Annotated in this window: 3 pseudogenes (all only partly in view); all 3 read left to right on the forward strand. The window is 36.7% G+C overall.

The features are described from left to right. Positions 1-57 (forward strand): annotated as a pseudogene (locus tag COT81_04355) (dolichyl-phosphate beta-D-mannosyltransferase) (it extends 600 nt beyond the left edge of the window). Then, positions 54-433 (forward strand): annotated as a pseudogene (locus tag COT81_04360) (hypothetical protein); it runs 43 nt beyond the window's last position. Before COT81_04355 ends, COT81_04360 begins: the two co-directional pseudogenes overlap by 4 nt. Next, positions 415-433: pseudogene (locus COT81_04365) on the forward strand (hypothetical protein); it runs 1,172 nt beyond the window's last position. Before COT81_04360 ends, COT81_04365 begins: the two co-directional pseudogenes overlap by 62 nt.

Raw genomic sequence — 433 nt, forward strand, 5'->3', positions numbered from 1 at the left:
TTAAAAATAATTTTGGAAAGTTTTTGGCGGGTATTACAATTACGTGTGCGGCCATGACTTTTAAAAAAATTTACTCCACCATCTCAAAATCAGAATGGTATTTTGTAGCGGCGTTGACCTTAGTATTAATGTTTGCAACGGTATTGCCATTAATTTTTGATTATTTTACCTTACCGCTTGGCAGTTTTTATCTGGGCCGTAAATTAATTGCACCAGACGATCAATCAGTTTATTTTTCATACATCGAACAAGTTCGCGCAGGCGCTTTTCGGCTTGAAAATTTATTCGTCATTGAGTCTGGGCAAACACTTTTATTCAATATTTTGTGGCTAATGGTCGGATGGTTAACTAAAATATTTCAATTGCCAGCTTGGGCGGGCTTTCACTTATCGCGTTTATTACTTATTCCGGCTTTTGCTTATTTTGGTTACGG

The organism is Candidatus Buchananbacteria bacterium CG10_big_fil_rev_8_21_14_0_10_42_9, assembly GCA_002773845.1.
Lineage (GTDB): Bacteria > Patescibacteriota > Patescibacteriia > Buchananbacterales > 21-14-0-10-42-9 > 21-14-0-10-42-9.